The 25,410-nt window shown below is 71.4% G+C and carries 20 protein-coding genes and 1 tRNA gene; 11 read left to right on the forward strand and 10 right to left on the reverse strand.

The window, feature by feature from the left end; translation table 11 throughout:
• Nucleotides 1-26: 26 nt before the first annotated feature.
• From ACZ303_RS07670 to ACZ303_RS07685, 4 genes are all read right to left on the reverse strand, one after another.
• A complete protein-coding gene (locus ACZ303_RS07670; protein WP_467336129.1) occupies nucleotides 27-290 on the reverse strand; it encodes a hypothetical protein in 264 nt (87 codons plus the stop codon).
• On the reverse strand, nucleotides 283-642 hold the full coding sequence (locus tag ACZ303_RS07675) for a hypothetical protein (RefSeq protein ID WP_467336131.1): 360 nt from the start codon (nucleotides 640-642) through the stop codon (nucleotides 283-285). The genes ACZ303_RS07670 and ACZ303_RS07675 overlap by 8 nt, the downstream gene beginning before the upstream one ends.
• 150 nt (nucleotides 643-792) lie before the next feature.
• The gene (locus ACZ303_RS07680) at nucleotides 793-3,354 is read right to left on the reverse strand and encodes an ABC transporter permease (RefSeq protein ID WP_467336133.1); all 2,562 of its coding nucleotides are present in this window, start codon (nucleotides 3,352-3,354) and stop codon (nucleotides 793-795) included.
• Complete coding sequence (locus ACZ303_RS07685; protein ID WP_467336135.1) at nucleotides 3,351-4,139, reverse strand: ABC transporter ATP-binding protein; 789 nt, start codon at nucleotides 4,137-4,139, stop codon at nucleotides 3,351-3,353. The genes ACZ303_RS07680 and ACZ303_RS07685 overlap by 4 nt, the downstream gene beginning before the upstream one ends.
• A 541-nt stretch (nucleotides 4,140-4,680) precedes the next feature.
• Here ACZ303_RS07685 and ACZ303_RS07690 point away from each other — a divergent pair.
• Nucleotides 4,681-6,444, forward strand: a complete 1,764-nt coding sequence (locus ACZ303_RS07690; protein ID WP_467336137.1) for a lytic transglycosylase domain-containing protein — start codon at nucleotides 4,681-4,683, stop codon at nucleotides 6,442-6,444.
• A gap of 39 nt (nucleotides 6,445-6,483) precedes the next feature.
• Here ACZ303_RS07690 and ACZ303_RS07695 read toward each other — a convergent pair whose 3' ends face one another.
• From ACZ303_RS07695 to ACZ303_RS07705, 3 genes are all read right to left on the reverse strand, one after another.
• Complete coding sequence (locus ACZ303_RS07695; RefSeq protein WP_467336139.1) at nucleotides 6,484-7,389, reverse strand: cellulose-binding protein; 906 nt, start codon at nucleotides 7,387-7,389, stop codon at nucleotides 6,484-6,486.
• Between the two features lie 194 nt (nucleotides 7,390-7,583).
• Nucleotides 7,584-10,658: an SUKH-4 family immunity protein gene (locus ACZ303_RS07700; protein ID WP_467336141.1), complete on the reverse strand. Its 3,075-nt coding sequence runs from the start codon at nucleotides 10,656-10,658 to the stop codon at nucleotides 7,584-7,586.
• 8 nt (nucleotides 10,659-10,666) lie between these two features.
• Nucleotides 10,667-11,644, reverse strand: coding sequence for an HNH endonuclease (locus tag ACZ303_RS07705; protein WP_467336143.1), 978 nt, complete (start codon nucleotides 11,642-11,644; stop codon nucleotides 10,667-10,669).
• A gap of 372 nt (nucleotides 11,645-12,016) precedes the next feature.
• Here ACZ303_RS07705 and ACZ303_RS07710 point away from each other — a divergent pair, with 372 nt between their 5' ends.
• Together ACZ303_RS07710 and ACZ303_RS07715 are read left to right on the forward strand one after the other, a co-directional pair.
• Nucleotides 12,017-12,556: a YwqJ-related putative deaminase gene (locus ACZ303_RS07710; protein WP_467336145.1), complete on the forward strand. Its 540-nt coding sequence runs from the start codon at nucleotides 12,017-12,019 to the stop codon at nucleotides 12,554-12,556.
• Nucleotides 12,557-12,564: 8 nt separating this feature from the next.
• Complete coding sequence (locus ACZ303_RS07715; protein WP_467336147.1) at nucleotides 12,565-13,071, forward strand: SUKH-3 domain-containing protein; 507 nt, start codon at nucleotides 12,565-12,567, stop codon at nucleotides 13,069-13,071.
• A 107-nt stretch (nucleotides 13,072-13,178) separates the two neighbouring features.
• Here ACZ303_RS07715 and ACZ303_RS07720 read toward each other — a convergent pair whose 3' ends face one another.
• Entirely contained in the window at nucleotides 13,179-14,561 is a 1,383-nt protein-coding gene (locus tag ACZ303_RS07720; protein WP_467336149.1) for a sensor histidine kinase, read from the reverse strand.
• A gap of 155 nt (nucleotides 14,562-14,716) precedes the next feature.
• Between ACZ303_RS07720 and ACZ303_RS07725 the strand changes: the two genes are divergently transcribed.
• The 6 genes from ACZ303_RS07725 to pth all read left to right on the forward strand — a co-directional run bounded on the left by ACZ303_RS07725 (nucleotide 14,717) and on the right by pth (nucleotide 19,580).
• Nucleotides 14,717-15,415 carry a hypothetical protein gene (locus ACZ303_RS07725; protein ID WP_467336151.1) on the forward strand — a complete coding sequence of 233 codons (699 nt, stop codon included), beginning with the start codon at nucleotides 14,717-14,719 and terminating at the stop codon, nucleotides 15,413-15,415.
• Between the two features lie 11 nt (nucleotides 15,416-15,426).
• Nucleotides 15,427-15,497, forward strand: a tRNA-Gln gene (locus ACZ303_RS07730).
• Nucleotides 15,498-15,612: 115 nt separating this feature from the next.
• Entirely contained in the window at nucleotides 15,613-17,076 is a 1,464-nt protein-coding gene (glmU, locus tag ACZ303_RS07735) for a bifunctional UDP-N-acetylglucosamine diphosphorylase/glucosamine-1-phosphate N-acetyltransferase GlmU (protein ID WP_467336153.1), read from the forward strand.
• A 73-nt stretch (nucleotides 17,077-17,149) separates the two neighbouring features.
• A complete protein-coding gene (locus ACZ303_RS07740) occupies nucleotides 17,150-18,127 on the forward strand; it encodes a ribose-phosphate diphosphokinase (RefSeq protein WP_467336155.1) in 978 nt (325 codons plus the stop codon).
• 200 nt (nucleotides 18,128-18,327) lie between these two features.
• Entirely contained in the window at nucleotides 18,328-18,903 is a 576-nt protein-coding gene (locus ACZ303_RS07745; RefSeq protein ID WP_467336157.1) for a 50S ribosomal protein L25/general stress protein Ctc, read from the forward strand.
• A gap of 86 nt (nucleotides 18,904-18,989) precedes the next feature.
• Nucleotides 18,990-19,580, forward strand: a complete 591-nt coding sequence (gene pth / locus ACZ303_RS07750; RefSeq protein WP_467336159.1) for an aminoacyl-tRNA hydrolase — start codon at nucleotides 18,990-18,992, stop codon at nucleotides 19,578-19,580.
• A 174-nt stretch (nucleotides 19,581-19,754) separates the two neighbouring features.
• Here the strand turns inward: pth and ppc are convergent, their stop codons facing one another.
• Nucleotides 19,755-22,526, reverse strand: coding sequence for a phosphoenolpyruvate carboxylase (ppc, locus tag ACZ303_RS07755; protein ID WP_467336161.1), 2,772 nt, complete (start codon nucleotides 22,524-22,526; stop codon nucleotides 19,755-19,757).
• A gap of 193 nt (nucleotides 22,527-22,719) precedes the next feature.
• Between ppc and ACZ303_RS07760 the strand changes: the two genes are divergently transcribed.
• Together ACZ303_RS07760 and ACZ303_RS07765 are read left to right on the forward strand one after the other, a co-directional pair.
• Nucleotides 22,720-23,691, forward strand: coding sequence for an acyl-CoA desaturase (locus ACZ303_RS07760; RefSeq protein WP_467336163.1), 972 nt, complete (start codon nucleotides 22,720-22,722; stop codon nucleotides 23,689-23,691).
• A 29-nt stretch (nucleotides 23,692-23,720) separates the two neighbouring features.
• Complete coding sequence (locus ACZ303_RS07765) at nucleotides 23,721-24,413, forward strand: TetR family transcriptional regulator (protein ID WP_467336165.1); 693 nt, start codon at nucleotides 23,721-23,723, stop codon at nucleotides 24,411-24,413.
• Nucleotides 24,414-24,438: 25 nt separating this feature from the next.
• On the opposite strand, the gene ACZ303_RS07770 is transcribed toward ACZ303_RS07765, so the two are convergent.
• Nucleotides 24,439-25,272 carry a trans-aconitate 2-methyltransferase gene (locus tag ACZ303_RS07770; protein WP_467336167.1) on the reverse strand — a complete coding sequence of 278 codons (834 nt, stop codon included), beginning with the start codon at nucleotides 25,270-25,272 and terminating at the stop codon, nucleotides 24,439-24,441.
• Nucleotides 25,273-25,410: the final 138 nt, after the last annotated feature.

Here is a 25,410-nt window from a genome sequence, read left to right on the forward strand (position 1 = left end):
GCGCGGCCGGACCGGGCCCGCCCGCGTCAGTGCGGCCAGGGGGTGACGTGGACGATGTAGAGGCGTTGCTGCCGCACGGCGGTCAGGTACTGGAACATTCCGTTCGGGAGGATCTCCTCCCGAACGCCGGGCGAGTGGCCCTGGTAGGCGGTGCCGTCGAGGTAGAGGGCGGCCGCCGCCCGGACCAGTTCGTCGGCGCGCTCTTCCACCAGGGCGACGAAGGCGAGATTCGGAGTCTCCCCGATCACGTGCCGGGCGTCCGGGTCGTACTCCCAGCCCCAGTCACTCACCGGCGGCCCTCGTACGGGCGGCGTCCATGATTTCCCGGATCTCGTCCATGGCGGCCCGCCACGCCGGGTCCTCCTTGTCGAGCGTCTGGGCGGCGTGCTCGGCGCCGTGCAGGCGCCGGGCGGTGTCCGGGAAGCGCTCGACCTCGATCACGGTGGCCCACTTGAGCTGGAACATGGCGATGGGCCCGAAGCTGTTGGCCTGGGTGGCCATCGTGAAGACCGTGTCGCGCTCGGTCGTCATCTCCGCCAGCCGGGACGGCGCGACCTGTGCGAGCGCCGCCCGGAGCGCGGGGAACGTCTTCTCGGGTCTGGGGATCAGCGCCCCACCGTCGTGCACCGGCTGCGTGGTCATACGTCCTCCCAAGGTCGCCCGATCACCGTACGGCAATCCGGCGGGCCGGACGGGCCGGACGGTGACACCCGGCGCCACCCGGAAAACGCCCGGCCCGGACGCGCACCCCCGTGGCGCGTCCGGGCCGGGCTGTTTCCGGTGGTCCCTCGGTCAGTCCGTCGCGATCGCGTTCAGGACGTTCATCCGGCCCGCCCGGAACGCCGGGACCAGGGCGGCCAGCAGGCCGACCACCGCGGAGCCGATGAACACCGAGGTGATCGTCGGCCAGGGGATCTCCAGGACGCCGAGGCCCTGGAGGGCCAGGAGCTTCTGGGCCGTGACGCCCCAGGCCATGCCCAGGCCCAGGCCCAGCAGCGCGCCGAAGAGGGCGATGACCACCGACTCCAGGCGGATCATGCGGCGCATCTGGCGGCGGGAGAGGCCGATGGCGCGCAGCAGGCCGATCTCCCGGGTGCGCTCGACGACCGACAGGGCGAGGGTGTTCACGACGCCGAGGACCGCGACGATGATCGCCAGGGCCAGCAGCCCGTAGATCATGTTGAGGAGCTGGCCGACCTGGTCCTTGATGAGCTCCTTGTAGTCGGCCTGGTCGCGGACCTTGATCTGCGGGTAGTCCTCGACCGCCGTCTTGAGGGCGGCGGCCGCCTCCTTCGCCTGGCCGTCGACCGCCTTGGCGAACATGATCACGGGCGGCGGCATCTTGTCGGCGGGCAGGTACCGCCGGGCGGTGGCGATGTTCACGTACATCGCGCCCTTGTCGAAGGAGGTGTCGTCCGAGGTGATCGCGTTGACCTTGAGCTCGACGCGGCGGCCGTCGATCATCGCGACCGGCAGCCGGTCACCGAGCTTGATCCCGTGGTCCTTGGCGAAGCCCTCGGGCACCGACATGCCGTCCGCCGCGTAGGCGTCCTTGAGCTTGCCCCGGACCGTCTCGATGCGCAGGTCGTCGGCGTACGTGGGGCTGGCCGCGGTCAGCCGCTGCGTGTCGGTCCCGCCGTCGGGGGTGGTGACCTTGGCGCTGACGGACGTGGACTCGGTGACGTGCTCGACGTGGCCGGCGGACTTGACCGCCTTGACCATGGCGGGGGTCAGCGGGCCGTTGTTGCCGTCGATGATGAAGTCCGCGCCCACCGACTTGTCGAGCTGTTCGGTCGCCGAGGCGACCATGGAGGAGCCGACCACCGACAGGGCGGCGACCAGCGCGAGGCCGATCATCAGGGCCGAGGCCGTGGCGCCCGTACGGCGCGGGTTGCGCAGCGCGTTGCGCTCGGCGAGGCGGCCGACCGGACCGAAGACCCGCAGCACGACCGCGCTGATGGCGCGGACGACGAAGCCGGCCAGCAGCGGTCCGACGACCACGAAGCCGAGCAGGGTCAGCAGCACGCCCAGGCCCAGGAACGAGGAGCCCGCGCCCGCGTCGTCGGCCTTCCCGCCGGCCACCAGCGCGGCCGCGCCGGCGGCGGTCATGAGCAGACCGAGGGCGGCCCGGACCTTGCCGGCCTTGGCGTCGGCGGGGTTGCCCGAGTCGCGCAGGGCGGCCATCGGGGAGATCTTCGAGGCCCGGCGGGCGGGCAGGTAGGCGGCGAGCACGGTGACGACGACGCCGATGAGCAGGCCCACGACCGGGGTGAGGGGCTTGATGGTCAGCTCGGAGGTGTCGAGCTTCATGCCCATGGAGCCCATGAGCTCCATCAGGCCGACGGCGAGCGCGATGCCGCCGCCGATGCCGAGCACCGAACCGACGACGCCGAGCAGCAGCGCCTCCACCAGCACCGAGCGGTTGATCTGCTTCCGGCTGGAGCCGATGGCCCGCATCAGGCCGATCTCGCGGGTGCGCTGGGCGACCAGCATGGAGAAGGTGTTGACGATGAGGAAGATGCCGACGAGGACGGCGATGCCGGCGAAGCCGAGCAGCGCGTACTTCATGACGTCGAGGAAGGAGCCGACCTCGTTCTTGTTCTCCTCCTTCGTCTCGGCGGCGGTGTGCACGGTGTAGCCGGTGCCCACGGCGGCGGTGACGCTCTTCTTGAGCTGCTCGTCGCTGACGCCGGAGGCGGCGGTCAGGCCGTAGCCGCTGTACGCGCCGGTGGTGCCGAGCAGCCTGGTCTGCGCGGTGGGGGTGTCGAAGTAGAGGACGGCCGCGCCGGGGTTGGTGGTCCGGTAGGTGGCGAGGCCGACGACCGTCACGGTGAAGTCACCGGGAGCGGCGGACACGCGCAGGGTGTCGCCCGTCTTCACGTGGTGCTTGGCGGCGGTGTCGGAGTCGAGGACGACCTCCTTCGCGCCGTGCGGCTCATGGCCGCTGGTGATGTCGACGGACTTCTTCTGGCTCTCGTCCCAGTTGGTGCCGACCGTGGGGGCGCCGGAGCTGGGGCTGATGCTCTTCTTCTTGGCGTCGGCCGCGGAGATCTGCTGGCTGGTGGCGTGCGGTTCGACCTTGGCGACGCCGGAGACCTTGGCCAGGCGGGACTCCAGGGACGCGGGGAGCGTCGGGGGCCTGCCGGTCTGCTGGGCGTCGTCGTTCTTCTTGGGGCCGACGTGGACGTCGGCGGCGGTCGAGGCGAAGAGCTTGTCGAACGTGGCGTTCATGGTGTCGGTGAACACCAGCGTGCCGCAGACGAACGCCACGGACAAAAGCACCGCGACGGCCGAGAGCGCCATGCGGCCCTTGTGGGCCAGGAAGTTGCGGAAGGAGGTCTTGAGGACGGTCATGACACCCGCCCGCGCGCGTCGAAGTTCTTCATGCGCTCCAGGACCGCGTCCGCGGTGGGGCTGTACATCTCGTCGACGATCCGGCCGTCGGCCAGATACAGCACGCGGTCCGCGTAGGAGGCGGCGACCGGGTCGTGGGTGACCATGACGATGGTCTGGCCCAGCTCGTCGACCGACTGCCGCAGGAAGCCCAGCACTTCGGCGCCGGCCCGGGAGTCGAGGTTTCCGGTGGGCTCGTCACCGAAGATGATCTCGGGGCGGGCGGCGAGGGCGCGCGCGACGGCGACGCGCTGCTGCTGGCCGCCGGAGAGCTGGTTCGGCCGGTGCTTGAGGCGGCCCGCCAGACCCACGGTCTCCACGACACGATCCAGCCACGCCCGGTCGGGCTTGCGGCCGGCGATGTCCATGGGGAGCGTGATGTTCTCCAGGGCGTTGAGCGTCGGCAGCAGGTTGAACGCCTGGAAGATGAAGCCGATCCGGTCCCGGCGCAGCTGGGTGAGCTTCTTGTCCTTGAGCCCGGTTATCTCGGTCTCGTCGATGAAGATCTGCCCGGAGGTGACGGTGTCGAGGCCGGCCAGGCAGTGCATCAGCGTCGACTTGCCCGAGCCGGACGGGCCCATGATGGCGGTGAACTGCCCACGGGCGATGTCCACGTCCACGCTGTCGAGGGCGACGACGCGGGTCTCCCCCGCTCCGTACGCCTTGACGACCTGGCGCGCCCTCGCCGCGACGGCCGCATGCCCTCCACTGCCCCCGGTCCTGGGAATCGATACAGCGGTAGTCACGGTGAGTCTCCTATGTCGTATATATCCACTGCGCCCGCGCTACCGGGTCACGTACTCAGCCTGCGGGATCGGGGTTCCGGCCACGATGGTGCCCGTCCGTGTATCCGTGGTGGTGCTAACCCCACCACGGCGCTCGCCGCCCATGGAAAAGGCTAGACATCGCCTTCCCGGCGCTCCTCCTGCTGGGGTACGAACCGCGCGGGGGAGAAAGTGAGGAACGACCCCTAGGGGAAACGGCATTGCCCCGGCCCCTCGCCTCAGGGTCGCGCCCACCCCCTGCGACCAGGAGCCCTACCGAGCAAAGGGGAGAGCCGCACATGCGTGCACAGGGAACGCGCCTCGGGGTGGACGAACGCCGGAAACAGCTGGGAAACGGACGAAGAAACCATTCCGGCCGGGGAACGAAGAGCGAAGAATACGTGAAGCCGTGCCCCGGACAAGACAATTGGGGCCTGCGGGAATTAGTGTTCGGGTCCATGGCCGAGGGGGCATCGTGCGACCCCCTCCGCACCGGCCGCCGGCCTCGAAGGAAGCAGCATCCGTGAAGATACTCCCGACTCGCGCTGCCAGCGTCTCCCGGCAGGGACTGTGCACGGCCCTGCTGATCGCCAGCCTGACCGCGGCGGTCGGCGTCAGCCCCCCGCACAACACCGCCGACGCCGACGACAGCACCCCCGGCCCGGACAACCCCCAGGGCCTGCCGCACGGGACACCCAACCTCACGCTGCCCGACCTCAAGCCCCGCTCGCCGGGCGGCCTCCCCAAGCCGGGTGAGGCCGGGGCGGACGGCGCCACGGGCATCCCCTCGACGGCCCTGGACGCCTACCGCAAGGCCGCGCAGGCCATACAGACCCAGCGGCCGAACTGCCACATCTCCTGGGAGCTCATCGCGGGCATCGGCCAGGTGGAGTCGGCGCACGGCACCCTGGGGGGCAGAAAGCTCCTCTCCAGCGGCCTGAGCGACCGGAAGATCCTCGGCCCCCGCCTGACGGGCGGCGAGTTCGCGACGGTCAGGGACACCGACCGCGGCCGGTGGGACGACGACACCGTCTACGACAAGGCCGTCGGACCCACCCAGTTCATCCCGTCCACGTGGGAGGGCTTCGCCTCCGACGGCAACGGCGACGGCGTGAAGGACCCCAACAACATCTACGACTCGTCCCTGGGCACCGCCAAGTACTTGTGCGCGGACGGCCGGGACCTGAACGACCCCAAGGACCTCCGCAAGGCGATCCTCGCCTACAACCCGTCCTCGGCGTACGTCAATTCCGTCACCGCCTGGATGCGCAAGTACCAGAGCGGCAACATCTCCGCGCTGCCCACCGTCCCCGGCACCCCCAGCCCCAGCAGCCCCGAGGGCAACACTCCCGGTACGGTGCCGACACCCGGGCAGCGGCCGAGCACGCCCAGCGGCCCGACCGGGCCGAGCACACCGAACGCCCCGCACACGCCGAGCACGCCCGGCAAGCCCGGCTCCCAGAAGCCGTCCGAACCGAGCAAGCCCGGCCCCGGCGACACCGGCAAGCCCGGCGGTGGCGATCAGAAGCCCACCCCGCCGGCCCCCGCTCCCGTCACCCGCATCGAGCGCCTCGGCGCCGACAAGTGGGAGACCACGGCCGGCGAGACCTTCGCCGAGCGGGCGCGCGTACGGGCCCTGGACAAGTCCGGTAAGCCGACCACCGGCACCCGGGTGCGCTTCGAGATCATCGGCGACACCGCGGCCCGCTTCCACGACGGCAGCAAGAAGATCACCGTCAGCACCGGCGCGGACGGCGTCGCCGCCGCGCAGCGCGTCATCGCGGGCGACAAGGCCGGCCAGTTCACGGTCCGCGCCACCGTCGAGGGCCGGGACCTCAAGGCCGTCGACTTCCACGCCACCGTCAAGGCCATCCGCGCCGACGCCCTCGTCCGCATCGGCGGCGAGGACCTCAAGGCCACCCCGAACGGCTCCTTCGCCGAGCGCGTCCGCATCCGGGCGCTCGACAAGGACAAGACGGCCGTCAAGGGCCTCGGCGTCACCGCCACCGTGGCCGCCGCCGACGGGAAGACCGACGTCAAGAGCGGCCCGTTCTTCAAGGACGCGAACGGCAAGCCCGTACGCACCGTCGACCTCGGCAAGACCGGCGCCGACGGACAGCTCACGCTGCCCGAGCTCTTCACCGACGCGAACACCGGCGCCTACACCCTGCGCCTCACCGCCGCCGACGGTACGACGCTCACACTGCACCTGACCGTGGTCGCACCCCAGCCGGACAAGACGACACAGCCGTCTCCGGCTCCGGCCACCGCCACCCCGGTCGGCTGACCACCCGCTGTCCCGCCCCGCCCGGGGCGGGACAGCACCTCACACCTCGCCCGCGCCCGCGTCCTCCGCGACCGGCTTGCCCGTCAGCGCCGCCAGGCTGTGCCGTACGTGCGCCATGTGCGCCCGCAGCTCCTCGCGCCGCTCCTCGTGCTCACGCAGCATCCGCTCCGTGTCACGGTGCACCCGCTCCTCGCGCACCCGCGCGTGCGAGATCAACGCCGCGCCCTGCGCCTCGGCGTCCTCCTGGCCGTGCCGCGCGGCCTCCTCGGCCTCCGCGTAGCGGCGCTGCGCCTCCGCCAGCGCGTGGCGCGCGTACTCCTCCATCGCCGTGACCCGCGCCTCCATCGCCGCCTCGCGCTCGGCGAGCTCACGCCCTGCCGCGTCCCAGCGCTCCGCGTGGTCCTTCTCCAGCTCGGCCAGCGCCGCCGCCGTCCGCTGCCGCATCTCCTGAAGGGCCGCCAGCGCCGCGCCCCGCTGCTCCTTCACCTCACGGTCCGCGGTCACCCGCACGTCCTCGGCCACGGACCGCGCCGTCTCCAGCGCCCGCCGTGCCCACTCGTCCGCGTCCGCGCGCACCGCCGTCGCGTACTGCTGCGCCGCGTCCCGCACCGCACGCCCGTGGTTCTTCGACGCGTCGATCAGCTCCGCGGCCGCCGCCTCCGCGCGCTCCCGCAACCCCGCCGCCTCGGCCTGCGCGGTGAACAGCAGCCCCTGCGCGCGGTGCCCGAGCGACTCGTACGTCTGGGGCGGCAGCTGCTCGACCACCCGGCACAGCCGGGCGACCTCGTCCTCCATCTCCCGGGCCAGCACCGTCAGACGTGCCGCGCGCTCCCACGCGGCATCCCGCTCCCGCGCGTACTCGACGAGGGCGCGCTCCACCTGATCCGGTCGGTAGCCACGGCCCCGTACCACGGCGAAACCGTCAGGAGATACCGATGCACTCATCCTTGAAGCCCCTTATATCCCGGATAACCGGTATGTGACGCGGTCCGGCGCACATCATTCCTGGACAACGGAAATGTCCGAAACGCGACACTCCGCCCGCTTCTTCTGTCAAGAATGCGCCAACCGACGCCACAGGGCGCCCGACCCCTCACCAAGGGTCGAACGCCCTGCGCCTCAACACATCGGCCGGCCCCCTAGAACAGACCGTCCCACATCTGCTCCACCAGCACGGCCCACCAGTTCTCCGGCGACGACAGCGCCGCGCCGTCCAACGCCAACAGCTGCTCCTGGAAATCCACGGTCCAGCGTCCGGCCTGCTCCGGCGTCAGCCCGTAGCGCCAACGCCACATCTTCCCGAGCAGAGCCAAAGAGCGTACGAACTGAGGGAGGCTCGTGTTGACGAACTGCGGCGGCACCGGCCCGCCGTCCGGCCCCGCCTCCAGCGGGACCGCCACGATGTGCGCCGTCCCGTACTGCACACACAGCTGACGGCCGAAGTCACTGCCCATCACCAGATACGAACCCGCGTCCGGCGCCGGCCGCACCCCACGCTCCGCCGCCAGCTCCGCCAGCGTCGGCACCGGCCGACCCGGCTGCGCCTGACCCCAGAAGAACGGCCCGAAGTCCACCGGCAGCCCCGCCCACACGAGCGTCTGCGCCACGATCTCCGGCACACCCTGCCGCGACACCGCGCGCTGGTCGAACCGGAAGACACCCTGCGGACCGAACGACTCCGCCAGCTCGTGAGCGACCGCCTCCGGACCCACCGGCGGCGCCTGCCGCACCTGACCCGGATGCGGCAACGGCACCCGGTTCGGCGCCGGACGCGCCGGCCCGTCCGCGACCTGATGCAACTCGCCCTGGTGCTCCACCAGGTGGCGCACGCCCTGCTGACGCGTCAGGTGATCCCGCCCGTACGCGGCCGTGTGACTGACCCGCACCTGCGGCCAGGTCTCCCGCACCATACGAGCGCAGTAACCACCCGGCAGATCACACGACTCCAGCTCCGTGTGCAGCTCCAGCACCTGCTGCGGCGGCACGTTCATCGCCCGCAGCTCATGCAGGATCTGCCACTCCGGATGCGGCGTCCCCGGCGCGCTGCGCCGGATCAACTGCTGCTCCGAACCGTCGGGCGCGCGATAGCGCAGGACGGCCATGTAGCCGGGGCCCACGGTCGGCAGCCCGGAGGGGGCTTGCGGGTAGCCGTACGCGCCGGGCGCGCCGGGGACGCCGGGAGGCGTGGGGGCGCCCGGGGTGCCGGGGCCCGCGAGCATGGTCGCGGCGTGGTGCACGGGGTTGGCTGCGCCGGGGGCGCCAGGTGCTCCAGGGGCGTGCGGACCGGGTGCTCCGGGGGCGCCGGGTGCACCGGGCATGCCCAGGGCGTTGGGGTCGGCCAGCATGGTCGCCGCGTGGTGCACACCGCCGGGGCCCTGCGGGCCGGCCCCGCCGGGGGCACCGGGCGGATTCGGGGCACCGGGGCCGGCCGCGCCGGGCCGACCCGGGACGCCGGGAGCGTGCGGAGCGGCTGCGCCGGGGGCACCCGGAGCGTGCGGCGGCTGGCCGGGAGCGCCGGGCATGCCCGGCGTACCGGGGCTCGCCAGCATGGTCGCCGCGTAGTGCACACCACCGGGGCCGGGGGCACCGGCCTGGCCGGGGGCACCCGGGGCCTGCGGCGCGCCGGGGCCACCCGCACCGGGCACACCCGGCACGTGGGGGCCACCCGCACCAGGCTGACCCGGAGCTCCAGGAGGCCCGGGCGGCACAGGGGCGCCCGCGCCGGACCGGCCCGGAGCGCCGGGCGCACCCGGCACGTCGGAGCCACCGGCACCGGGCTGCCCCGGAGCACCAGGGGCCTGCGGCGCGCCAGGGCCGCCAACGCCGGGCTGACCCGGAGCACCAGGAGGCCCAGGCGGCACAGGACCACCCGCCCCCGGACGACCCGGAGCACCCGGGGCCTGCGGCGCGCCGGGGCCACCCGCACCGGGCGCACCCGGCACGTTGGGACCGCCCGCACCGAGCTGCCCCGGAACGCCGGGAGGCCCGGGCGGCACGGGACCACCCGCCCCCGGACGGCCCGGGGCGCCGGGAACCCCCGGCGCCTGCGGAGCACCAGGCCCACCCGACCGACCCGGGGCACCCGCACCATGCGGCCCGGGAGCACCCGCACCGCCGGAGGCACCCGCACCCGCACCATAAGGAGGCGTGCCCGGCGCCCCCCGCAGCGGTGGCGGGGAGCCGGCCGGGTCCTCGATCGCCGGGGCGATGGCCGTCGGCGGCAGCGCGCTGCCCGACGCCATCAGCGCCGTCTTGGCATCCGGCCGGACACCCGGCGGCGGAGCGTCGTCCTCGTCCGTACCCGACAGGGCCGGCGCGAGGACCGTCGCGGGCAGGCCGACGGAACGGTCGCCGTCGTCCCCACCCATGTTCGTGTCCGCACCGGCCCACGGGGTCGCGGACTCGTCCGACGCCTCCGCACCCGGCCACGGGGTCGCCCCCACGGGCTCCGCGGAAGCGGCCGACGAGAAGGAGGACGAAGAGTCCGTACCCGCGTCCGGCCAGGAGGCCGCCCCGACGGGCTCGCGGGAACCGGCCCCCGGCCCGTCCGAGGCCGACAGCGACTCCGGCTCGCCTTCCGCCGCGGCGGCCGACGCCCCGGCACCCGGCTCCGAACCGGCGGCCGCAGGCACGCTCGAAGGAGCGGCACCACCCGAGGACGAAGCCCCACCCTGCGCCGGAACACCCGGAGCGGAGGAACTCTCACCCGACGACGGGGCGTCACTCGGCGCGGGAACACCCGAAGAAGCGCTCCGACCCGGAGCGGGGACACCGGAGCCCGAAGACGCGCCCCCACCAGGCGCAGCCGACCCTGAACCCGAACCCGACCTCCGGTCCGGAATGCCGATCGCGTCCGCCGCGTCCTGCAACCACTGCGGCGGACTCAACAGGAACGACGTCGCCTCCAGATCCACCCGCTTCGGCGGCCCCTCGGCCACCGGTACCGACTCGTCCACGGCCCCGTACTCCTCCTCGTACCGCCGGATCACCTCGCCCACCGGCAGCCCCGGCCACAGCGTGGTCTCGCCGCTGTCCCGGGCGATCACCAGCCGGGCCCGGCCGCCGTCCGACGTCGGACCGTCCTCGCGGTCCTCCGCCCAGACCACGAAGCCCAGGTCGAACTCCCGCACCCGCACCTCACGGTGCTGGTACGCCGGCACATCGCCGTTGACCCAGCGCTCCGCACGCTCCTGCGCCTGCGCGAACGTCACCATCCCCGCGCTCACCCCTCCACCGGTACGGCGTACGCGAAGCCACCGTCGACCATCAGGTTCGCCACCGTCTCCAGCTCCGGCGGACCGCCCGCCAGCCGGGACAGGAACTCGTCGAAGTCCTCACCACACGGCAACAACAGCCGCTCCACCCGCTCGTGCACCGTCCAGCCGTCCTGGTCCCGGGCGTCGTCGTACGGGCAGAACCACACCGAGCCGATCGCCTCGCCCTTCACCTTCACGGCGAGGACACCGCCCTGCACGAAGGCGACACCCAGATAGTCCTTGGTGAAGTGGTCACGCAGGCACTTGTTCACATAGACGAGGTCGTTGACCGCCGCCTCGTCCCGGACCGTGAAGAACGGCTGGTCGACCAGCAGGCCCAACTCCGCGTCCAGCGCGGCACCCACCGGCGCACAGCCGCCCGCCGCCTTGAGGAAGGCCCGGTACGCGCCCGGCAGGCGGTAGCCGAGGTCCTCCTCGACACCCTGGACCTGCTCCTCCGTCACCGCCAGGTCACGCTTCGGCAGTACGAAGTGCACCGGCCGGGTCTCCTGCAACGGACGCGTGCCCCGCTTGTCCTGGTCCACGGCGGCCGTCGCCAGCCCGCCGTGGTGCCTCAGCAACGCCTTCACCTCGGCCGGCACCAGCTCCAGCCGGCGCGTGCCCGCCACGTGATGCCACGTCCAGCCGTGCGGCGTCGCCACCGACGGCAGGCTGGCCCACAGCTCATGGCCCTCCGCGTGCAGGGCCGCGTTCGCCGACACATAGTCGGTCAGCCGCAACTCGTCCACGCCGAAACCCTCCGGCGGCTCCGCGATCTCCGCGGCGGCACGCGCGTACGGCGAGAAATCCGGGAAACCGTCGTCGTCCACCCGCACACCCTTGGGGTAGCGGCCGGCCCGTACCGGGTCCGGGAAGTGCACGACCTGCCCGGCGTAGGCCGTGTTCGGTGGCGCGGCCTGCTGCCCGAGCCGACCTGTCGTCATGGCGGATGCCCCCTGCTGACTGTGTCCCCTGCCGGCCCGGACATGTGCGGCGGACGCCGCGGGCCACCAGACCCCGGCCGTGCCACGGGGCGGCCCGGCCGGTCGGTGTCCCCATGGCCGAGAACACCCCGTGCGGCACAGCCTATGCGGTGCCGCAAGACGGGGACCGCGCCGCGGACCCCGTTTGCGGCCGCACTCACCGCCCATCGGCACCCGCCGCCACCCGTGTGACGAGCCACGCCCCACAACGATCACCCGCCACATGAACACCACACGGCACTCACCCAACCCCGACCTGACTTCCACACCCGCCACCCCGTTTGGCAGGCTGATCCCCGCAACAGGGGGATTGCACGGGAGGGAAGAACCACCATGCACACAACACAGGACCGCCGGCCCGCCGACGAGGGTGCCACCGCACCCGGCGACCCCCGGCTCACCTGGAGCGCCACCGAGGACGCCGACCGGCCCCCCGCCCTGCTCCACCGCCGCGACGGGATCCTGCCCGCCGTCGCCGCCGCGCTCTCCGTCCGCGGCGAGACCCTCACCTGCACCGGCGGCAAGGCCGACCAGCCCCCCGTCCTCCACCCCCTCGTCCAGGACTTCCTCGACACCCTCACCAGCGACCGCCGCGAACGCTTCACCGGCCGCTGCCCCGAGGCCCTCCTCATCACCCGCTACCTCACCGCCTTCGAAGGGGCCCGCAGCAAACGCGCCTCCCGCAAACCCCTCACGCACGGCGAGGCCAGACGCGCCCTCAAACACGCCAAACTCACCGCCCGTCACATCCGCGAGGACGGCGACCCCCACCACGGCCACTACGCCGCCCCCTGCCGCTCCTGCACCGCCCTCCTCACCCACTTCGGCGTACGAGCCGTCGACCCCGCCGCCCCCAACAACAGCAAGAGCTGACTGAACCCATGCGCGCCTTCGACCGCACCGCCGCCACCCGATTCCCCGTCGCCGTCGACGCCGCCCTCCGCGAGGCCGGCTGGCAGCCCGGCCGCTGGGACATCAAAGCCGCGGAGACCTGGGCCGACGCCCTGCGCGCCCACACCTCGCCCGCCGGCCACCGGCACACCGTCTTCCCCGCCGCCGTCGAGGCGTGGGCCGAATTCGGGGGCCTGCACATCACCGCGCCCGGACCCGGCCGGCACATCGCCCCCACGCCGTTCCACATCGACCCGCTGCACGGGCTCCACCTCGCCCGCACGGTCGCCGACCTCGGCCGCGCACTCGGCGCCGACGTCTGCCCCCTCGGCCAGGAGGCCGACGGCCAGGCGCTGCTCACCATCGACGCCCACGGACGCGTCTACAGCCTCGACCACACCGGCGACTGGTACCTCGGCTCCGACATCGACCGCGCCATCGGCGCCCTCGTCACCGGCGTCCGCCCCGCCCGCCTCTCGGCCGGCCCGCGCCCGTAACCCCACCCACCGGGCCACCACCCACAAGGCCGCCCCCAAGGGACGAGAACCAGCCAAAACCAGGGCGAAAACCGGCCGAACCCAAATCGGCGCACACCAGACCGGACTCAGCCCTGGCCAGGCTCCCCGCCGACCACACCCGCCACACCCGCCGGGATCACCGCCGACACCCGGAAACCCCCCACATCCGTCGCACCCGACACAAACACACCCCCCAGCGCGAGAACCCGCTCCCGCATCCCCACCAGGCCATTGCCACCACTCGGCAAACCCGCGTCCGCGCCACCCTCCGACGGACCGTTCTCCACCTGAAGCGCCACCTCGCCCTCCCGGTGCGCCAACCGCACCAGCGCCTTCGCACCCGGCGCGTGCTTATGGACGTTCGTCAGCGCCTCCTGCACCACGCGATACGCCGTGCGCTCCACCCGCGCCCCGTACGCACGCTCCTCCCCCTCCACACACAGCTCCACGGCCATCCCCGCCGCCCGCGACTGCCCCACCAGATCCTCCAGCCCACCCAGCCACGGACCGTCACCCACCGGACCCTCATCGACCACCGACGGCACCCCGGCCCCCACCGAAACCCGCGCCGACGCCGCCGCCGCGACCTCCGCCAACCGCTCCGAACCCGCCGCCGACTTCCCCGCCACGACCCCGTCCGACGACGTCCGCAACACGCCCAACATCTCCCGCAACTCCGTCAGCGCCTGGCGACCCATGTCCCCCACCAGACCCGCGTTCCGCGCCGCCTTCTCCGGATCCTTCAACGCCACCGCCTGCAACGCCGCCGCGTGCACCACCATCAACGACACCCGGTGCGCCACCACGTCGTGCATCTCGCGCGCGATCCGCGTCCGCTCCTCGTTGCGCGCCCACACGGCCCGCTCCTCGGCCCGGTCCGCCAACAACGACAGCTCCCGCTCCAACCCGTCCGCCCGCTCCCGCAGACTCTCCACGAGCCGCCGCCGCGCCCCCACGTACAGGCCCAGCAGCACGGGCGGAGCGGACAGCCCCAACGCCATCAGCGCGGAGAAGAACGTCACCAACCACATGCCCGGCTGATAGGCGTCCTCGGCCAGGTCCCGCTGGAACCGTACGAACGCCACCACGAACGTCCCCAGCACCGACGCCCCCGCCAGCACCACCGTCAGCCGACGCGGCACCTCGGACGCGGCCAGCGTGTACAGCCCCACGACACTCATCAGCAGACCGAGCTCCGCCGGCGTCGTCGCGATGGACAGCAGCACCACCGCTATCGGCCACCGCCGCCGCAACACCAGCACCGCCCCGACCGGCACCCCCAGCACGACCCCGGCCACCTCAGGCAGCCCGATCTCCCCCGCGAAGTCCATCCCCTCGAACGCGCACTCCACCGCCGACAGCAGCGCCAGCACGACATCCAGCACAAAACCCCGCCGCCGCGCCCACCACCACGGCCCCCCGGACGCGCCCCGCGCGCCCGCTTCCGCGATTGCCCCCGTTGTGGTCATACCACCCAGACTACGGGCGCTCGCCACCGGTTTTCCTGTCCGCGCGGCAGCACGGGGAGTGTGCGACCGGGGGCGAAATGGACCCCTTTCCCTCGAACTATTGAATCGACCGTGTTTTCGTCATTTGCGCGTGCACGTGGCATGAGTCTGATGCCATGACCCAAGCGAAGACAGAGCTCCAGGCACGTGCCCGCGAGCTTCGACGGGCGGGCAGGACATACGACGAGATCGTGGCGGAGCTGGGGGTGGCGAAGAGCTCCGTGTCACTGTGGGTGAGGGATCTCCCGAGACCGGCCCGGAAAGTGCGGGAGCACTGCCGGGCGATGGCCGAGGCCCGCTGGGAGCCGATCCGCAGGGCGCGCGACCTTCAACGCCAGGAGACGAAGAGTGCCGCAGCCGACGAGATAGGCGCGCTCTCCGGCCGTGAGCTGTTCCTGATCGGAGTCGGCCTCTACTGGGCCGAAGGCACGAAGACGAAGGCACACAGGCCAAGCGAGCGCGTCACCTTCATCAACAGTGACCCCAACATGATCAACATCTACCTGGCCTGGCTACGCCTCCTCGACGTCGACCAGAGCCGCCTGCGGTTCCATGTCATGGTCCATGAGTCGGCCGACGTCGCAGGCACGGAACGCTTCTGGCTCGAACACGTCGGCGCAGGCGTCGGCGCGTTCGGCAAGACGACTCTGAAGAGACACAACCCGAAGACCGTCCGGAAGAACGTCGGGGAGGACTACCGGGGCTGCCTGGTCGTCCGCGTTCTCGGCAGCGCCGACCTATACCGTCGCATTGAAGGCTGGTGGTACGGCATAGTGGTGGCTGCGCGAATGCCCGATCAAGCGATTCGGACATAGCGGACGAACCATCCCGGGTCGTCTAATGGCAGGACAAATGGTTTTGGTCCATTGAATGAGGGTTCGATTCCTTCCCCGGGAGCTCAAAGTTCGAATCCACGGGTCCTGACCTCCAGGTCAGGACCCGCCCGCGTTTCGTCCGGTAAACGCACCGGTATCCTTCGGATGTCCACCACCCGAAGCCGAAGGGCACACCCGTGAGCGCCAACCGCCCGGCAGCCGTCGTCGTCCTCGCAGCGGGTGAGGGCACCCGCATGAAGTCGGCGACCCCCAAGGTCCTGCACGCCATCTGCGGACGCTCTCTCGTCGGACATGTCGTCGCCGCCTCCCGCGAGCTGGACCCCGAGCACCTCGTGGTGATCGTCGGGCACGCCCGTGAGCAGGTCGCCGCGCACCTGACGGAGATCGACCCGGACGTCCGTACCGCCGTGCAGTACGAGCAGAACGGCACCGGCCACGCCGTCCGCATGGGCCTGGAGGCGCTCGGCGGGAGCGGGGTCGTCCTCGACGGCACCGTGGTCGTCGTCTGCGGCGACACCCCGCTGCTGACCGGCGACACGCTCAAGCGGCTCAGCGACGCGCACGCCGCCGACGGCAACGCCGTCACCGTGCTGACCGCCGAGGTCCCGGACTCCACCGGCTACGGGCGCATCGTGCGCGACGACACCGGCGCCGTGACCGCGATCGTCGAGCACAAGGACGCCACCGACGCGCAGCGCGCCATCCGGGAGATCAACTCCGGGGTGTTCGCGTTCGACGCCCGGCTCCTCACCGACGCCCTCGGCAAGGTCCGTACGGACAACAGCCAGGGCGAGGAGTATCTGACCGACGTCCTGGGCATCCTGCGCGAGGCCGGGCACCGGGTGGGCGCGGCCGTGGCCGGGGACCACCGGGAGATCCTGGGGATCAACAACCGCGTCCAGCTCGCCGAGGCCCGCAAGCTGCTCAACGAGCGGCTGCTGCACACGGCGATGATGAGCGGTGTGACGGTCGTGGACCCGGCCACCACGTTCATCGACGTGACGGTCACCTTCGAGCCGGACGCGCTCGTGCACCCGGGCACCCAGCTGCTGGGCGCCACCCACCTCGCCTCCGGTGCCGAGGTCGGGCCGAACTCCCGGCTGAAGGACACCGCGGTCGGCGCGGGCGCGGTCGTGGACAACACGGTCGCGGACGGCGCGGAGATCGGCGCGGGCGCGAACGTCGGCCCGTACGCCTATCTGCGTCCCGGCACCAAGCTGGGCCCGAAGTCCAAGGCTGGCGCGTACGTCGAGATGAAGAACGCCGTGATCGGCGAGGGCACCAAGGTGCCGCATCTGTCGTATGTCGGCGACGCCACGATCGGCGAGTTCAGCAACATCGGCGCGGCGAGCGTCTTCGTGAACTACGACGGTGTGAACAAGCACCACACGACGATCGGCTCGCACTGCCGGACCGGCTCGGACAATATGTTTGTGGCTCCGGTCACGATCGGGGACGGCGCGTACACCGCGGCCGGCTCGGTCATCACCAAGGATGTGCCCCCGGGTTCGCTGGCTGTCGCACGTGGGCAGCAGCGGAATATCGAGGGTTGGGTTGCCCGTAAGCGCCCGGGAAGCGCAGCCGCACAGGCCGCTTCCGCCGCTCAGCCGGCGGCTGAGGAGACCTCCGGCGAGCAGTGACCGTGACACGGGTGCGTCGTGCGGGGCGTACCGTGATAAGCGCACACAAAGCGACATCCAAGGAGACTGTGCTGTGACCGGGATCAAGACGACCGGCGAGAAGAAGCTGATGCTCTTCTCCGGCCGCGCCCACCCCGAGCTTGCCGAGGAGGTCGCGCACCAGCTGGGCGTCGACCTGGTCCCGACCAAGGCGTTCGACTTCGCCAACGGCGAGATCTACGTCCGCTTCCAGGAGTCGGCTCGTGGTGCTGACTGCTTCTTGATGCAGAGCCACACGGCTCCCATCAACAAGTGGGTCATGGAACAGCTGATCATGCTCGACGCGCTGAAGCGGGCCTCGGCCCGCAGCATCACCGTCGTCGTGCCGTTCTACGGTTACGCCCGTCAGGACAAGAAGCACCGCGGTCGTGAGCCGATCTCGGCGCGTCTGATCGCGGATCTGTTCAAGACGGCGGGTGCGGACCGGATTCTCACGGTCGACCTGCACACCGACCAGATCCAGGGCTTCTTCGACGGGCCGGTCGACCACCTGTTCGCGCTGCCGATCCTGGCGGACTACGTGGGCGCCAAGGTCGACCGCGACAAGCTGACCGTGGTGTCCCCGGACGCGGGTCGTGTGCGCGTGGCCGACCGCTGGTGCGACCGTCTGGGCGCGCCGCTGGCGATCGTGCACAAGCGCCGTGACAAGGACGTCGCCAATCAGGTCACCGTGCACGAGGTCGTCGGTGATGTGAAGGGCCGGGTGTGTGTCCTGGTCGACGACATGATCGACACCGGTGGCACGATCTGCGCCGCCGCGGACGCGCTGTTCGCCAATGGTGCGGAGGACGTCATCGTGACGGCGACGCACGGTGTGCTGTCGGGTCCGGCCGCGGACCGTCTGAAGAACTCCAAGGTGAGCGAGTTCGTGTTCACCAACACCCTGCCGACGCCGGGTGAGCTGGAGCTGGACAAGATCACGGTGCTGTCGATCGCGCCGACGATCGCGCGTGCGGTGCGTGAGGTGTTCGAGGACGGTTCGGTGACGAGCCTCTTCGAGGAGCAGGCGTAACGGCCTTTCCTCGCTGATCGATACCGATCGGCACTGATCGATTTCTGGGCGGCCTCCCCGCCGGGTACACTTCCCAAGTTGCTCGGCGAGGGAGGCCGCACCGTTGTGTGCGGCGGTCCGTTATCGACGCGCTCTTCGTAGCAGGTCTGTCGTGGGCCGGGTAACGGCCGTCAGATCGATTCGTACTACGAGGAGTGCTCATGTCCGAGATCAAGATCCCCGCACAGGTCCGCCGCGAGTTCGGCAAGGGCTTCGCCCGTCGCGCCCGTGTCTCCGGCCAGGTCCCCGCCGTTGTCTACGGTCACGGTGGCGAGCCGGTCCACCTGACCCTGCCGGGCCACGACATGATGATGGCGCTCAAGACGCCGAACGTCCTGCTCTCCCTGGACATCGAGGGTCGCACCGAGCTGGTCATCCCCAAGGCCGTCCAGCGTGACGCCCTCAAGGGCTTCCTGGTCCACGTCGACCTGCTGGTCGTCGCCAAGGGCGAGAAGGTCACCGTCGAGGTTCCGGTCCACACCGAGGGCGAGCTGGCCCCGGGCGGCAACCTGGTCGAGCACATCCTGAACACCCTCACCGTCGAGGCCGAGGCCACCCACCTGCCCGAGTCGGTCACCGCCAGCATCGCGGGCCTGGAGGCCGGTGCCTCCGTGCTGGCGAAGGACGTCGTCCTGCCGGCCGGCACCACCCTGGCCGTCGACGGCGACACCGTCGTCCTGCAGGTCATGGCCGCCCAGACCGAGGCTCCGGCCGAGGCCGAGGGCACCGAGGCCTGATCCTCGGATCGCATCGGTTTTTCTTTCAGCCGCCGTCCCGCTCCTCGGAGTGGGGCGGCGGTTGGCTTATGAAGGAGAATGTGCGGATGACGGACGATACGAGCCCCTGGTTGATCGTGGGGCTGGGCAACCCCGGCCCGGAGTACGCGGCGAATCGCCACAACGTCGGCTTCATGGTGGCCGATCTGCTCGCGGAGCGCCTGGGGGCGAGGTTCAAGGCGCACAAGTCGCGGGCGCAGGTGGTCGAGGGCCGGCTGGGTGCGCCGGGGCCGTCGAGCCGGCGGGTGGTCATCGCCAAGCCGATGTCGTTCATGAATCTGTCGGGTGGTCCGACGGCGGCGCTGCGGGACTTCTACAAGGTGCCGGTGGAGCGGATCGTCGCGGTCCATGACGAGCTGGACATCGACTTCGGTCAGCTGCGGCTGAAGCTGGGCGGTGGCGACAACGGCCACAACGGTCTGAAGTCGATCACGAAGGCGATGGGCCCGGACTACTGCCGGGTGCGTTTCGGTATCGGGCGGCCGCCGGGTCGTATGCAGGTCGCGGACTTCGTGCTGAAGGATTTCTCGGCCACGGAGCGCAAGGAGCTGGCGTTCGAGGTGGATCGCGCGGCGGACGCGGTCGAGACGCTGATCGTGGACGGCCTGGAGCGGGCGCAGGGGACGTACAACTCGTAGCGGGTTTCTTTCCCCGGTCCCGCCGCCTTCCCGAAACCGGGGCTCCTCCCCGGACCTGGACCGCGCTTCGCGCGGTGTCCTCAAACGCCGGACGGGCTGATTTCAGCCCGTCCGGGGTTTGAGGACGCGCCCGCAGGGCGCTCGCCGGCGCAGCCGGCACCACGCCCCGACGGGTCAGCCGGTGTTGCGCAGCCCGGCCGCCACACCGTTCACGGTGAGCAGCAGGGCGCGGGCGAGCAGCGGGTCCGCCGCCTCGCCGCGCGCCGCCGCTTCCCGCTGCCGGTGCAGCAGCGTGACCTGGAGGTAGGAGATCGGGTCGAGGTACGCGTCCCGGATGTGGAAGGTCTGGCTCAGGACGGGGCTGCCGTCGAGGAGTTCCTTCTCGCCGGTGATGCGCAGGACTTCCTGGACGGTGAGCGCGTGTTCGGCCTTGATGACGTCGAAGACGTGCTTGAGCTCGTCGGGGACGAGGGTGTCGACGTAGTGCTGTGCGATGCGCAGGTCGGTCTTGGCGAGGGTCATCTCGACGTTGGAGAGGAAGTTCTGGAAGAAGTGCCAGTGTTCGTGCATTTCGTCCAGGACGGTGTCGAGTCCTGCCTCGCGGGCGGCCTTGAGTCCTGAGCCGACGCCGAACCAGCCGGGGACGATCTGGCGGGACTGGGTCCAGCCGAAGACCCACGGGATGGCGCGGAGTCCGTCGAGTCCGGCGCCGCTGTCGGGGCGGCGGGAGGGGCGGGAGCCGAGGTGGAGTTCGGCGAGCTGGTCGACGGGGGTGGCGGCGAAGAAGTACGCGGGGAGGTCGGGGTCCTCGACGAGCTCGCGGTAGGCGTCGTGGGCGGCGTCGGAGACGGTGTCCATCGCGGCGTCCCAGCGGGCGAGGGCCTCGTCGGACTGGCGGGGGGCGGTGTGCAGGGCGGACGCCTGGAGGGTGGCGGCGACCGTGAGTTCCAGGTTCTCCCGGGCGAGGGCCGGGATCAGGTACTTGTCGGAGATGACCTCGCCCTGCTCGGTGACCTTGATCTCGCCTTCGAGGGTGCCCCAGGGCTGGGCGAGGATCGCGTCGTGGGTGGGGCCGCCGCCGCGGCCGACGGTGCCGCCGCGGCCGTGGAAGAGGCGCAGGCGTACGCCGTAGCGGTGGGCTACGTCGCGCAGGCGGCGCTGGGCGCGGTGGATCTCCCACTGGCTGGTGGTGATGCCGCCGAACTTGGAGGAGTCGGAGTAGCCGAGCATGACCTCCTGGACGTCGCCGCGGAGGGCGACGAGGCGGCGGTAGGAGGGGTCGGCGAGCATGTCGTCGAGGAGGCGGTCGGCTTCCTTGAGCTCGTCGGTGGTCTCCAGGAGGGGCACGATGCCGATCTTGGCCCAGCCGGCGTGGAGGTCGACGAGGCCGGCTTCGCGGGCGAGGACGGCGGCGGCGAAGACGTCGTCGGCGCCCTGGCACATGGAGATGATGTAGGACTCGACGACCTCGGGGCCGAAGCGTTCGAGGGCCTCGCGGATGGTGTGGAAGACGCCGAGGGTCTTCTGTCCGTCGGCGTCGAGGGGTGCCGGCATGGGGGCGAGGGGCCGCCGGGAGCGGAGCTCCTTGGCGAGGAGCTTGCGGCGGTAGTCGCGGGGCATGTCGGCGTAGCGCCAGGATTCCTCGCCGAGGCGGTCGAAGAGCTGGCCGAGGGTGTGGTGGTGGGCGTCGGCGTGTTCGCGGACGTCCATGGTGGCCAGGTGCAGGCCGAAGGCGGCGAGGGTGCGGATGGCGCGTTCGAGGCGGCCGTCGGCGATGAGGCGGCCGCGGTGGGCGCGCAGCGAGTCCTGGATCAGCTGGAGGTCGGCGAGGAGGTCGCGGGCGCCGAGGTAGTCGCGGCCGGGCTCGTGGGGGGTGTTGCGGGCGAGGCGCTCGCGGGTGTTGACGAGCTTCTGCCGGATGCAGGTGGCCTTGAGGCGGTAGGGCTCTTCGGCGTTGAGGCGCTTGTAGCGGGGGCTGATCTCGGGGAGGAGTTCGAGGTCCTGTTGCAGGGAGGTCAGCAGTTCCTCGGTGGCGCCGCAGTTGCGGATGGAGTTGGAGAGGGCGCCGCGGAGGAAGTCGACGAGTTCGAGGGCGTCGGTGATGCCGTGCTCGTGCTGGAGGATCAGCACGTCCCAGGTGACCTGGGGGGTGACGTTGGGGTTGCCGTCGCGGTCGCCGCCGATCCAGGTGCCGAAGGTGAGCGGCCGGGTGGTGGCGGGGAGGGCGACGCCGACGCGGTCGAGTTCGGCGGCGAGGTCTTCGAGGACGTCGCCGACGGCGTCGGCGTGGAGCTCGTCGAGGTAGTAGATGGCGTTGCGGGCCTCGTCGGTGGGCTCGGGGCGGGCGACGCGCAGTTCGTCGGTCTGCCAGAGCAGGTCGATGTTCTCGGCGAGGCGGAGGTCGGTGCGGCGCCTGTCACCGGCGCCGGCGGCGGGGGCGTCGAGGAGCTCGGCGATGCGGCGGAGCTTGTTCAGGACGCTGCGGCGGGCGGCCTCGGTGGGGTGGGCGGTGAAGACGGGTCGTACGCCGAGGTGCTCGACGGCGTGCCGGAGGTGCTCGGGGTCGGCGTCCTTGAGCTGGTCGGCGGTGCGGGTGAGGATCGAGCCCTCGGCGTCGCGCTTGGCCCGCAGCTCGCGGCCGCGGTGCACCTGCTCGGTGACGTTGGCCAGGTGGAAGTAGGTGGAGAAGGCGCGGACGAGCTTGGCGGCGGTCTCCAGGTCGGTGTCGCCGAGGAGCCGGGCGGCGGCGTCGCCGTCACTGCGGGTGAGGGCCCGGACGCGTTCGACGAGGGCGAGGAGGTCGTCGCCCTCCTGGCGGACCAGGGTCTCGCCGAGGAGGTCGCCGAGGCGTCGGATGTCGGCGCGCAGGGCGGCGCTGCGCTGTGCTTCGCCTTCGTTTCCGGGCGTGGTCCCGTGGGCGAGGGGGGTCTGGTCGGCACTGCTCACAGGTGCGGCTCCTTGCAGATTTCTGAGCACGTCTGGAGGGGTTGCGGACCGCGCTGTCCGACGTCCACCAGCATAGGTCGCCGTCCGACGCGCGGTTGTCCGGCAGCCCTCTTGCTCAGGAGCGCGGCCCTGCCATACTTACGTAGCCGTAGGTTACGGAACCGTAGCCGTGTCCAGCCCCCTGAGGGATCTCATGACTGCAAGCCCCGACGTGATCGAAGAAGCGCCGATGGCCCAGGAAAGCCCGCTCCCTTCCGCCACGCTGGGTGGTGACAGCAAGCGATCGGTGGAGCAGATCGCGCTGCTGGTGTTCATCACCGTTCCGTTCGTCGCGCTGCTCGCCGCGGTCCCGCTGGCGTGGGGCTGGGGCGTGAGCTGGCTGGATCTCGGCCTGATGGTGGCGATGTATTACATCGGTTGCCATGGCATCACGATCGGGTTCCACCGCTATTTCACGCATGGCGCGTTCAAGGCGAAGCGGCCGCTGCGGGTCGCTCTGGCGATCATGGGGTCGCTGGCGGTGGAGGGGCCGCTGGTGCGCTGGGTGGCGGATCACCGCCGGCATCACCGGTTCTCGGACGCGGAGGGTGACCCGCATTCGCCGTGGCGGTACGGCGAGAGCGTGCCGGCGCTGCTGAAGGGCCTGTGGTGGGCCCACCTCGGATGGATGTTCGACGAGGAGCGGACGCCGCAGCAGAAGTACGCGCCGGACCTGATCAAGGATCCGGACCTTCGCCGGGTGTCCCGGCACTTCGTGCTGTGGACGGCGGTGTCCTTGCTGATCCCGCCGCTGGTGGGCGGCCTGGCGACGTGGTCGTGGCAGGGCGCGGCGACGGCGTTCTTCTGGGGTTCACTGGTGCGGGTGGCGCTGTTGCACCATGTGACGTGGTCGATCAACTCCATCTGTCACGCGGTCGGCAAGCGGCCGTTCAAGTCGCGTGACCGTTCGGGCAATGTGTGGTGGCTGGCGGTGCTGTCCTGCGGCGAGTCCTGGCACAACCTGCACCACGCCGATCCGACATCGGCGCGGCACGGTGTGCTGAAGGGGCAGCTGGATTCGAGCGCGCGGATCATCCGCTGGTTCGAGAAGGCCGGCTGGGCCTATGACGTGCGGTGGCCCGATGCGGGCCGCATCGATTCGCGGAGGAAGGAAGATGCCGTCTGAGGGTGCCCCCAGGGGTGTCCGGGGAGGGCATGATTGACGGCGTGGCGATCGACAGCAATACCACCAGTAACAAGAACCGGGCCGCCGACTCGGGGTCCCGCCGCACCCGGCGGGTGCGGATGACCGGCGCGGAGCGCCGTGAGCAGCTGCTGGACATCGGTCGCACGCTCTTCGCCGAGAAGGGGTTCGAGGGCACGTCGGTGGAGGAGATCGCGGCGAAGGCCGGGGTCTCCAAGCCGGTGGTGTACGAGCACTTCGGCGGCAAGGAGGGGCTGTACGCGGTGGTCGTGGACCGCGAGATGCGGCAGCTGCTGGATCTGGTGACGGGCGCGCTCACGGCGGGTCACCCGCGGGAGCTGCTGGAGCAGGCGGCGTTCGCCCTGCTGGACTACATCGAGACGTATACGGACGGCTTCCGCATCCTCGTACGGGATTCGCCGGTGGCGCAGTCGACGGGTACGTTCGCCTCTCTCATCAGCGATATCGCGACGCAGGTCGAGGACATCCTGGGCCTGGAGTTCAAGGCCCGCGGCTTCGATCCCAAGCTGGCCCCGCTGTATGCCCAGGCGCTGGTGGGGATGGTGGCGCTGACGGGTCAGTGGTGGCTGGACGTCCGCAAGCCGAAGAAGGCGGAGGTCGCGGCGCACCTGGTGAATCTGGCCTGGCACGGGCTGGACGGGCTGGAGGCGAAGCCGGCCCTGGTGGGGCGTCGGCGTTCGTGATCCGGGGCCGCGCCCCGGACACCGGCTATCGCCGGGAGGTGTCCCCGGCCGGGTCCGGTCGGCGGGCCACCACGAAGATCCTCCGGAACGGGAACACCGTTCCGTGCGGCCCCTCCGGGTACGCCTCGCGCAGCAGGTCGCGATACTCGCCGAGGAACTCCTCCGCCGCCGCCGGATCCTCCGCCAGTGCGGTCAGGGCCGGCCGCAGAGCGGTGCCCTTCACCCAGTCCAGGACCGGGTCCTTCCCCGGCAGCAGCTGGAGGTAGGTCGTCTCCCAGGCGTCCACCTCCAGGCCGAGCCCGGCGAGGCGGGCCAGGTAGGCGGCGGGTTCGAGGACCGGTACGGGCCGCACGGTCGTACCCAGGCGTTCCCGCCAGCGCGTGGAGCCGCACAGCTCGCGCAGCAGCACATGGCTGGGGGCGGTGAAGTTTCCCGGCACCTGGAAGGCGAGGGCCCCGCCGGGGGCGAGCGCGTCCGTCCAGCGGGTGAAGGAGTCGACGTGGTCGGGCACCCATTGGAGTGCCGCGTTGGAGATGATCAGGTCGAAGGTCTCGTCCGGCACCCAGTCGCCGATGTCCGCGAGGGTGAAGTCCAGGCGCCCGCCGCCGCTCGTGGGGCCGGCGTGGGCGGCGGCCTCGGTGAGCATGGCCGGGGAGTTGTCGAGGCCGGTGATGTGCGCGTCGGGCCGGTGCTCGGCGAGGAGCGCGGTGACATTGCCGGCGCCGCAGCCGAGGTCGGCGATGCGGGCGGGCCGGCCGGGGAGCTCGGGGACGCGGGCGAGGAGGTCGTGGAAGGGGCGGGTGCGGTGGCCGGAGTGGCGGAGGTACTGCCGCGGGTCCCAGGTGGGGGCGGTGCGCATGGTGGGGCCTCCTTGCGTGCGGTGCGCGCGGGCGCGAGCCGGTGGCGCGTCCGGTACGTGCGGGTTCCGGACGGTGGCGACTCCAGCATCCCCGGCCAGATCTCTTGACGTCAAGAGACTTCACGTCGACAGACCCTC

This window comes from Streptomyces sp. NPDC023527, from assembly GCF_055560115.1.

Excerpts from the sequence above, each read along its gene's own strand:
- ACZ303_RS07675 (WP_467336131.1), bottom strand. The coding sequence starts at position 642 with ATGACCACGCAGCCGGTGCACGACGGTGGGGCGCTGATCCCCAGACCC.
- ACZ303_RS07680 (WP_467336133.1), bottom strand. The coding sequence starts at position 3,354 with ATGACCGTCCTCAAGACCTCCTTCCGCAACTTCCTGGCCCACAAGGGC.
- ACZ303_RS07695 (WP_467336139.1), bottom strand. The coding sequence starts at position 7,389 with ATGAGTGCATCGGTATCTCCTGACGGTTTCGCCGTGGTACGGGGCCGT.
- ACZ303_RS07700 (WP_467336141.1), bottom strand. The coding sequence starts at position 10,658 with ATGGTGACGTTCGCGCAGGCGCAGGAGCGTGCGGAGCGCTGGGTCAAC.
- ACZ303_RS07705 (WP_467336143.1), bottom strand. The coding sequence starts at position 11,644 with ATGACGACAGGTCGGCTCGGGCAGCAGGCCGCGCCACCGAACACGGCC.
- ACZ303_RS07710 (WP_467336145.1), top strand. The coding sequence starts at position 12,017 with ATGCACACAACACAGGACCGCCGGCCCGCCGACGAGGGTGCCACCGCA.
- ACZ303_RS07715 (WP_467336147.1), top strand. The coding sequence starts at position 12,565 with ATGCGCGCCTTCGACCGCACCGCCGCCACCCGATTCCCCGTCGCCGTC.
- ACZ303_RS07720 (WP_467336149.1), bottom strand. The coding sequence starts at position 14,561 with ATGACCACAACGGGGGCAATCGCGGAAGCGGGCGCGCGGGGCGCGTCC.
- ACZ303_RS07725 (WP_467336151.1), top strand. The coding sequence starts at position 14,717 with ATGACCCAAGCGAAGACAGAGCTCCAGGCACGTGCCCGCGAGCTTCGA.
- ACZ303_RS07745 (WP_467336157.1), top strand. The coding sequence starts at position 18,328 with ATGTCCGAGATCAAGATCCCCGCACAGGTCCGCCGCGAGTTCGGCAAG.
- pth (WP_467336159.1), top strand. The coding sequence starts at position 18,990 with ATGACGGACGATACGAGCCCCTGGTTGATCGTGGGGCTGGGCAACCCC.
- ACZ303_RS07760 (WP_467336163.1), top strand. The coding sequence starts at position 22,720 with ATGACTGCAAGCCCCGACGTGATCGAAGAAGCGCCGATGGCCCAGGAA.
- ACZ303_RS07765 (WP_467336165.1), top strand. The coding sequence starts at position 23,721 with ATGATTGACGGCGTGGCGATCGACAGCAATACCACCAGTAACAAGAAC.
- ACZ303_RS07770 (WP_467336167.1), bottom strand. The coding sequence starts at position 25,272 with ATGCGCACCGCCCCCACCTGGGACCCGCGGCAGTACCTCCGCCACTCC.